Origin of the sequence: Paracoccus rhizosphaerae, assembly GCF_026162645.1 — a bacterium.
In the GTDB taxonomy this organism is placed as follows: Bacteria; Pseudomonadota; Alphaproteobacteria; order Rhodobacterales; family Rhodobacteraceae; genus Paracoccus; species Paracoccus rhizosphaerae.
On the sequence record NZ_JAOTBE010000101.1, the window covers coordinates 1 to 7,588 of the forward strand.

9 protein-coding genes and 1 tRNA gene are annotated in these 7,588 nt (G+C 63.3%); 1 reads left to right on the forward strand and 9 read right to left on the reverse strand.

Annotation, left to right across the window (positions count from 1 at the left end):
* Window positions 1-227 precede the first annotated feature (227 nt).
* From OC184_RS18825 to OC184_RS18860, 8 genes are all read right to left on the reverse strand, one after another.
* Window positions 228-845: a chloride channel protein gene (locus OC184_RS18825; protein WP_265508686.1), complete on the reverse strand. Its 618-nt coding sequence runs from the start codon at window positions 843-845 to the stop codon at window positions 228-230.
* A 59-nt stretch (window positions 846-904) separates the two neighbouring features.
* Window positions 905-1,033, reverse strand: a complete 129-nt coding sequence (locus OC184_RS18830) for a hypothetical protein (protein WP_265508688.1) — start codon at window positions 1,031-1,033, stop codon at window positions 905-907.
* A 155-nt stretch (window positions 1,034-1,188) separates the two neighbouring features.
* Window positions 1,189-2,103 (reverse strand): aminotransferase class IV, encoded by a 915-nt coding sequence (locus OC184_RS18835; protein ID WP_265508689.1) that lies wholly within the window; start codon window positions 2,101-2,103, stop codon window positions 1,189-1,191.
* Between the two features lie 25 nt (window positions 2,104-2,128).
* A complete protein-coding gene (locus OC184_RS18840) occupies window positions 2,129-2,902 on the reverse strand; it encodes an amino acid ABC transporter ATP-binding protein (RefSeq protein WP_265508690.1) in 774 nt (257 codons plus the stop codon).
* Window positions 2,903-2,919: 17 nt separating this feature from the next.
* Window positions 2,920-3,585: an amino acid ABC transporter permease gene (locus OC184_RS18845; RefSeq protein WP_265508691.1), complete on the reverse strand. Its 666-nt coding sequence runs from the start codon at window positions 3,583-3,585 to the stop codon at window positions 2,920-2,922.
* Between the two features lie 10 nt (window positions 3,586-3,595).
* Complete coding sequence (locus OC184_RS18850; RefSeq protein WP_265508692.1) at window positions 3,596-4,261, reverse strand: amino acid ABC transporter permease; 666 nt, start codon at window positions 4,259-4,261, stop codon at window positions 3,596-3,598.
* A 66-nt stretch (window positions 4,262-4,327) separates the two neighbouring features.
* Window positions 4,328-5,149, reverse strand: coding sequence for a transporter substrate-binding domain-containing protein (locus OC184_RS18855; RefSeq protein WP_265508693.1), 822 nt, complete (start codon window positions 5,147-5,149; stop codon window positions 4,328-4,330).
* Window positions 5,146-5,949 carry a GntR family transcriptional regulator gene (locus tag OC184_RS18860; RefSeq protein ID WP_265508694.1) on the reverse strand — a complete coding sequence of 268 codons (804 nt, stop codon included), beginning with the start codon at window positions 5,947-5,949 and terminating at the stop codon, window positions 5,146-5,148. The genes OC184_RS18855 and OC184_RS18860 overlap by 4 nt, the downstream gene beginning before the upstream one ends.
* A 681-nt stretch (window positions 5,950-6,630) precedes the next feature.
* Here OC184_RS18860 and OC184_RS18865 point away from each other — a divergent pair.
* Window positions 6,631-6,957 (forward strand): hypothetical protein, encoded by a 327-nt coding sequence (locus OC184_RS18865; RefSeq protein WP_265508695.1) that lies wholly within the window; start codon window positions 6,631-6,633, stop codon window positions 6,955-6,957.
* Between the two features lie 5 nt (window positions 6,958-6,962).
* Here the strand turns inward: OC184_RS18865 and OC184_RS18870 are convergent.
* Window positions 6,963-7,058, reverse strand: a tRNA-Sec gene (locus OC184_RS18870).
* Window positions 7,059-7,588 lie beyond the last annotated feature (530 nt).

Here is a 7,588-nt window from a genome sequence, read left to right on the forward strand (position 1 = left end):
TCAACGGCTTCTACAACCCGCGGCGCCGACACTCTGCATCGGGCTGGAAATCACCCGTGGCCTTCGAAAACAAGGCCGCCTAACATGAGCACGAGACCGGAACGGAACCGGGACAGGTCCAGGCCTTGCCGAGGCACGCGCCGAGCGGAAGCGACGCGAAGAACAGTCCGCCACGGAAACCCGAGCGAGCGAGATGAACGACGCGATCATCTTCAGGCCAAAAATCGTCAGCAAGGCAAGACCGTCATGTTGGTCCCAAGCACGACGTTCATCGCCCCATGACCCGAAGAAAGGACCTGCGGCGAGATCAGTGCAAGAATTCCCACCGCGAGGTCGCCGATCATGGGTTGCATCCAGCCGGGGATCGCGCTCTGGCCGAAGAGTTGCTCCATCAACGTGACCGAGCGCATGATGGCAATGCCGACGGCGGCGAGTACCGCCAGCAGGGCGACGGGAAGATAACCCTCCATCGGGATATGGCCCGCGAAGTAGAGGCTTGGCCCATGGCCGTCGCTGATCAGTCGGGCAACCGCGATGGCCGCCATCGAGGCCGCCAGCACCGGCAGAAGCGATGCCACGGTATAGGTCGCCAACGCCAGTTCGAAGGCATAGAACGCGCCCGCCAACTGCGCATCGACTGTCACGGCGATCGCGCCACCGGCTCCGGGGGCGACCAGCTGGCGCAGATCCTCGCGGCGCAGTCGCTGCCCAAGCCAGGACGCCCCACTCGATGCGGCCTGCGTATAAGCGGCCTCTATCCCGACCGAGCCGCCGAAGCCGCTGAAGAGGATCGTCTGCGCCGTGATGTAGAGGCTGCCTAGCCCGGCGATCCTGCCGCCGCCCACGGCATTCGCCTCGATCGGGTCGGCCAGCCGGCGGAACCAGCGCCGTCCGACCAGATAGCTCAGCCCCGCCAGGACGCCGCCGGAAAGCGGCCCCCGAATGCGCGCAGCGGGTTGATCTGGTCCGCGCCGCTGACCTCGGTCGTCGTTCCGAAGATCCAGAAGCCCATCAGGTGGATGAGTTCCTGCATCGCGACCACCGCCAGCCCCGAAAGGACACCGACAATGGTCGCAAGCGCGGTATACGCGATTTCGTTGCGTCGGATCAGCGTTCCCAAACGGAAGGGCGAAAAAGCCGGCGCAGAGCCGATCGCCTGCGAAGCGGGCGAAAGCGCGCGGCCATTGGTCAGGCCTGGATGTAGGCTTGGTAGAGGTCGTTCATCCTGGCGGTCTGAGGTCCGGGCCTGCCCGAGCCGATGGGCCGGCCGTCGATCATCGCAACCGGAGTGATCCCGCCAAGCGTCCCGGTCACGAAGGCCTCGTCGGCCGAGTAGACCTCAGACAGGGTGAAGGGGGCTTCCCGCACGGTAAGTCCTGCTTCCGTCCAGACCTTGATGGCTTTCTTGCGCGTGATGCCATTGAAGCAGGTCAGGCCGTCCGAGGTCCAGAGTTCCTCACCGCGGATGATGAAGAAGTTCGTCGAATTGCACGAGGCGACGAACCCGCGGTCGTCGAGCATCAGCGCCTCGTCCGCGCCCATGTTGATCGCCTGGATCAGTGCCTGGATGAAGTTCAGGCGGCTGTGCGAATTCAGACGCAGGTCGAAGACGTCGGGTGTCGAGCAGCGGATGGTCGAGGTCATCAGCTTGAGGCCACGTGTCTTCAAGTCGGGATTCGGCTGCTTCCATTCGGCCACGATGACTATGGTGGCACCGCCGATGATGAAGCGCGGGTCCTGGTTCGGCGTGGACTTGCGCCCGCGAGAGATCATCATGCGGATGTGGACGCCGTCCTCCATCTTGTTGTGGCGCAAGACCTTCCAGATCTCCTCGATCAGTCCGGCCTTGTCATGGCCGATGTCCAACTGAATGGATCGCGCGCCTTCGAAGAGCCGGTCGATATGTTCGTCGATGGCCAGAAGCTTGCCGTTGATCAGGCGGATGCCTTCCCAGACCCCGTCGCCAAGCACGAAGCCCGCGTCGAAGATCGAGACCTTGGCCTCGTCCCGGCTGAAGAATTCGCCGTTCACATAGATTTCCACGCCGTCGTTGCGCGGATCTTTCACATAGCTCTGCGATGATGAGCTGCTGAGGGGTGTCATGGTCTTACCTTGATGTCAGGATTGTTCAGAATGCGAATTCGCCGAAGCGGCGCAGGAAGTCCTGCGTTCGCGCCTGCCTGGGGTTCTTCAGAACCTCGTCGGGCGTGCCGACCTCGTGGAAGACGCCATGGGCCAGGAAGATCACCTTCGTGGCGAAGTGATAGGCGAAGCCCAGCTCGTGGGTCACAAGAAGCATCGTGCGTCCCTCTTCGGCCAGCTGCTTGATGACGCGCAGCACCTCGCCCACCAGTTCGGGATCGAGCGAGGATGTCGGTTCGTCGAACAGCAGGATCTCGGGCTGCATCGACAGCGCCCGGGCGATGGCGACGCGCTGCTGCTGACCGCCGGACAGGCGCCCGGGCCAGGCGTCGTGCTTTTCCGAAAGGCCGACCTTGGCCAGTTCCGCCTCGGCCACGCGGCGTGCCTCGGGCCGGGACATGCGCTTCACCGTCACCAGCCCTTCCATCACGTTGTCGAGGACGCTCATGTGCGGAAAGAGGTTGAATTGCTGGAACACCATGCCAAGCCGCTCGCGCACTTGGCAAAGCTGCTTTTCGGGATAGGTGACGGTGCCCTTCCTCTCGACGCCGATGCGGGTGCCATCAAGCCAGACTTCGCCCTCGCTCAGCGTCTCCATGAAGTTCAGACAGCGCAGGAAGGTCGACTTGCCCGAGCCCGAGCCGCCGATGATCGCCACACGCTCGCCGGGCTCGACGGTGAAGTCGATGCCCCTGAGGACGTGGTGATCGCCGAACCGCTTGTGCAGGGCCTTCGTTTCCAGAATGGGTTTCCCAGCCATTTAGGTTCCTTTCCGCGTCAGTTGGACCGCGCCAGGTGCTTTTCAAGACGCCCGGCAAGGAAGGTGCCGGGGTAGATGAGGACGAAGTAGATGAAGGCGACGGCCGTCAGGATCTCGAAGGGCCGGTAGTAGGTCGAAGAGAGCAGGCGGCCCTGATACATCAGTTCGTGCACCGAGATGACCGAGGCCAGCGACGACATCTTCGCCACCTCGATCGTCCGGTTGGTGAAGGCCGGCAGCATGCGCTTGACCACCTGCGGCAGGATCACCCGGCGCATGGCCTGCGCCCGCGTCATGCCGATCGCCAGGGCCCCCTCCATCTGACCGCGATGGATAGACCTGATGCCGCCGCGGAAGATCTCCGAGGCGTAGGCGGACGTATTCAGCGTCAACCCTAGCAGCGCCGCCGCATAGGGGCTGAGCTGTACGCCGATGAGGATGGGAAAGGCGTAGAAGAACCAGATCAGCTGGATCAGGACCGGCGTGTCGCGAAACAGCTCGACATAGACAAGACTGGTGCCACGGATCACCTTGCTGCGGGCAAGCCGCGCCTGCGCCAGCAGGAAGCCACCCGCCAGCCCGATGACGATCGACGGGATCCAGATCTGGATGGTGACCCAAAGCCCGCGCATCAGGACGATCCAGTTATCGGTGACGATGCTGAAGTCGGGGACGTAGTTCATCGCGTCGCCTTCACTGATAGGCCGTCAGCCGGTTTTCGGCCAGGCGGGCAAGCTGGCTGGCGGTGACCAGCAGCACGAGGTACATCAACGCGATGGTCGTATAGACCTCAAGCGGGCGGAAGGTTTCGGCGTTCACCATCATCGCCTGATAAAGCAGGTCCGCGTAGGCGAGCGTCGAGGCCAGGGCGGTGGTCTTCAGCAGCTCGAAGCTGCGCTCGATGAATGGCGGCACCATGCGGGCGATGGCCTGGGGGATGATGATCCGGCGCATCAGCGCGGAATGGGTCATGCCAAGCGCCCGGCCGCCTTCCCACTGGCCACGCTCGATCGAGACGATGCCGCCGCGGAACACCTCGGCGTAGAAGGCGCCGGACTGCGTCGACAGCGCCAGCACGGCCGCGACATAAGGGTTCAGGCTGATGGCCAGCATCACCGGCAGGGCGTAGAAGAACCAGAAGAAGTGAACGATGGGCGGCGTGTTGCGATAGAACTCGATGAAGACAAGCGCGGGGACGTTCAGCCACCTGCGCGACGACAGGCGCATCATCGCGAGGACAAGCCCCACGAGAACGCCCAGCACGATCGAGACGGCGGCGATCTTGACAGTGTTGAGCAGCCCCAGTGCGAGCATGTCGAAACGCCCCAGCACCGGGCCGAAGTCCCAGGCATAGTCCATGTGGCGGCTCTCGTTAGTTCGAAATGGGCGCGGACCTGCCGGCCGGGGGCCGGTCCGCGCAAGGCCTTACCAGTCTTCCTTGATCAGGCCGGGGATACCGGTCGCATCGATACCCTTGCTCGCCAGGTATTCGTCGAACAGTTCGTCCGGTATGCCGGCGGCATAGAGATCGGCAAAGGTGGCGTTCACCCAATTGAGGAATTCGGTGCTGTCCTCCTGGCGCATGCCAGCCGAGGTGGCGACCGGGTTCACCGGCTCGGGCAGCAGCACCTCGCCCATCTTCAGTCGCGCGTACTGCACGACCAGCGCCGGGTGGAACTGCACGACCGCATCGACGCGGCCAGCGGCGAAGGCGGCGATGGCCTCGTCATTGGTCGAGAACCGGTTGATCTGCGCCTCGTCCATCATCTCGGTGATGTTGCGGTCGAGCGAGGTGCCAAGCGTGACGCCGACGCGCGTCTCGGGCGTGTCGAGATCGTCCCAGTTCGTCGCCTCCGAGCCCTCTTTCACCAGCGCGCCCATCGCATAATAGAACAGCGGGTTTCCCGGAAATGCCAGGGCGTTTTTGCGCTCTTCGGTGGGATCCAGCACGAACATGATGTCGAACTGGTTGGCCTGCAGCCCGGCCACGGCATTGGCCCAGGATGTCTCGACAGGGACCATTTCGACACCCAGCTCGTCAGCCATGCGCTTGCCCATGGCCACCCCGACGCCGGTCCATTCCTCGGACATCGGGTCCTTGTAGAACCACGGCTCGGCAGAAGCCACGCCGATGCGCAGCTCGCCGGATTCCTTGACCTGCGCCATGGTGCCGCCGGATTGCGCATGAGCCATCGGCGCAGTCGCAAGTGCCGCCACGGTGGCGAGAATGAGAGAACGTCTTTTCATGTCTTGCTCCTGTTGGACGTGGCCTTCTCCGCCTCGATTAGGGCGACGAAGGCCATGGTTTTATCAAGCCCGCGACGCATGTGGTCGTGGATCTCGCCTTTCATCCGCGCGCAGCAGTCCCCAAGCGCGAGGCGGACATAGGCGTCGTGGCTTTCCCGTTTCGGTCCCGCGATCCCATGGGCGCGGTGATGCGCGGCCCAATAGAGCTGGAGGCGGGCGCGGATGCCGCTCCAGGTCGACAGCAGGATGCCGTTGCCGCAGGTCTCGTAGGCAAGGCCGTGCAGATCAAGCTCGGCGTCGATCGACCGGATGTCGTCGCCGGCGTCGATCGCCTCGAGCAGCGCCTGATGCCGTGCCGTCAGCGCCTGACGAAAGGTATCGTCCCGCCGATCCCAGATCTGCTCGAAGGCGAAAATCTCAAGGCAGATCCGCATGGAGTAGATGTCTTCGATATCCGCGGAGGTCAGCTGCAGCACCCGCGTGCCGGTGTAGGGGACGGTCACAAGCAGGCCCTCGTCCATCAAGTGCCGCATCGCTTCACGCATCGGGCCGCGGCTGACGCCGAAACGGACGGCCAGCGCCGTTTCGGTTACAGCCATTCCCGGCACAAACTCACCAGACAGGATCGCACGGCGCAGCAGGCTGCCCAACTGAGCGCCCATCGTCTCCCGTCTGATCGTACTGGACATCGGAAACCCCCCAAGCCGTCCATGATGTAGATTGTCTACAATATGATGTAGAGTGTGAGAAGCTTTTAGTCGCGGCTGGGCACAAAACTGCTCGAAGACCGGTTTTTGCATTAGGCCGTTGGTGAACGGCAAGCGCACAGGCAGGGCAGGCAAAGGTCTTCTGGGCTGCCTCCCGCGGCCCCGCTCGGCATCATTGGCTCGGACACGAAGGAACGCGCTGGCAGGGACATCGGTTGGGCGAAGGTCCCCGACGGGCTCAAGCCATCATCGCCGCTGCTTCCCGCCTGACTCGGCCGGCAAAGATGGCGGATGTCTCCGCTCGCCGGGTCAAGTCGCGCCCGCACCCGTTCGCATCTCTGGTCGCATCCACAAGATCACGACGGGCGTTTTGAATGGAATTTATAGACCATGCGATTGGGAAGTTTGGATGAAGGTGCATCCCGCCGCCGCGACCGCCTCGGAGGCTACAGTGGCGGCGCCTTGGAATGCAGTTGCCTATTGGGCAAGCGGATCCTCAGTACTTGCCCGACCGCATGACTCCGGACTCGCAGATCGGAACGACATGGGACGAGACATGACGCCTGCCAGCTCCGTCAACCCACCGCCATATCCAGGAACTAACCGGAAGGGGTGCGACGTGCTTTTCAAAACACGCCGCGCTGCACCCTTCTACCGGTCAGAAGCGATCAACAGTGGGGGCGAGCCTCTGGCGGAGGCCCTGCCGGATGGGGCCCTCGTGGGGAACGGACTCTGCCGCTTTAGCGTTCGACATGGCAACATTCGCCCGAGGTCATGATGATCCGCCCAGCCTGCACCCTGTTCGTCCCGGCACTGCTGCTGGTCCTCGCCGGGCCCGTTTCGGCACAGCAGAGCGACACCAGCGCCGCGCCGGAATGCCCCGAACCGGCGACGACGGCGCAACCCGCCGACGCTCCGAAACCCTCGGACGATTCGACTGCGCCCGAAAATACCGGCACCACCGGCTGGAGTGGCGGCACCGGCGGCTCGCAGCTTGGCACAAATACGCAGGGCGCGGTTCCAGTATCGCCGACCTGGCAGCCTCCCACGGCGCGCGGCCTTGATTTGGCAGGGCAGCCCGAGCCGCTGAATGAGTGCTGACGGATTGGCGGAAGGGAATGGGAGTCGAACCCACCCGGGACAGGCTCGCTGCCCCAACCGGATTTGAAGTCCGGCCAAACCACCGGGTTTGATGCCCTTCCCGACGCGCTTTGACCCAAACGCTACCCGATGAACTGCGCCTTCGCAATCCGTGCCGCGTCTGACCAGGTACCTGATCACTTCGCACGCGGATACAATCCTTATACAAACAGGGTTGCAGGACACCAACGTCAGCAAACCGTGAGCCAGCCCCGGCTTTTCGGGAATCACTCTGCTTACAGCAGGCACATCCTCTGCCGCCGCTGCCCGGTGCAACTGGACAGATTGGCAAAATCGTCTGAACAACCCCTCGCGCTCTCCCTTCTCAGCACGTGACATGGCGCCGGTCTAGCCACGCCGACCGTCCTGCCAGCAGGCTCCGCAAAAACGGTGCAACCTTATTGGCTTGGGTACCCACAGCTCTCCTGGGCTCGGCGATTAATCTGCCTGCAGACGACAGCCGGGGGTCTGTTAGGGTCAGGATGCATTGATTTTCGATGTGCTGCGTGATTCACGGCTCGGAAAACGGAGCGGTGACATGAGCGACCTTTTCTGGCTGACCGACGCGCAGATGGCCAAGCTTTCCCCTTTC

Coding starts and splice junctions, on each gene's coding strand:
- OC184_RS18850 (WP_265508692.1), bottom strand. CDS start 4,261: ATGGACTATGCCTGGGACTTCGGCCCGGTGCTGGGGCGTTTCGACATG.
- OC184_RS18830 (WP_265508688.1), bottom strand. CDS start 1,033: ATGCAGGAACTCATCCACCTGATGGGCTTCTGGATCTTCGGAACGACG.
- OC184_RS18855 (WP_265508693.1), bottom strand. CDS start 5,149: ATGAAAAGACGTTCTCTCATTCTCGCCACCGTGGCGGCACTTGCGACT.
- OC184_RS18860 (WP_265508694.1), bottom strand. CDS start 5,949: ATGCAAAAACCGGTCTTCGAGCAGTTTTGTGCCCAGCCGCGACTAAAA.
- OC184_RS18840 (WP_265508690.1), bottom strand. CDS start 2,902: ATGGCTGGGAAACCCATTCTGGAAACGAAGGCCCTGCACAAGCGGTTC.
- OC184_RS18835 (WP_265508689.1), bottom strand. CDS start 2,103: ATGACACCCCTCAGCAGCTCATCATCGCAGAGCTATGTGAAAGATCCG.
- OC184_RS18865 (WP_265508695.1), top strand. CDS start 6,631: ATGATGATCCGCCCAGCCTGCACCCTGTTCGTCCCGGCACTGCTGCTG.
- OC184_RS18845 (WP_265508691.1), bottom strand. CDS start 3,585: ATGAACTACGTCCCCGACTTCAGCATCGTCACCGATAACTGGATCGTC.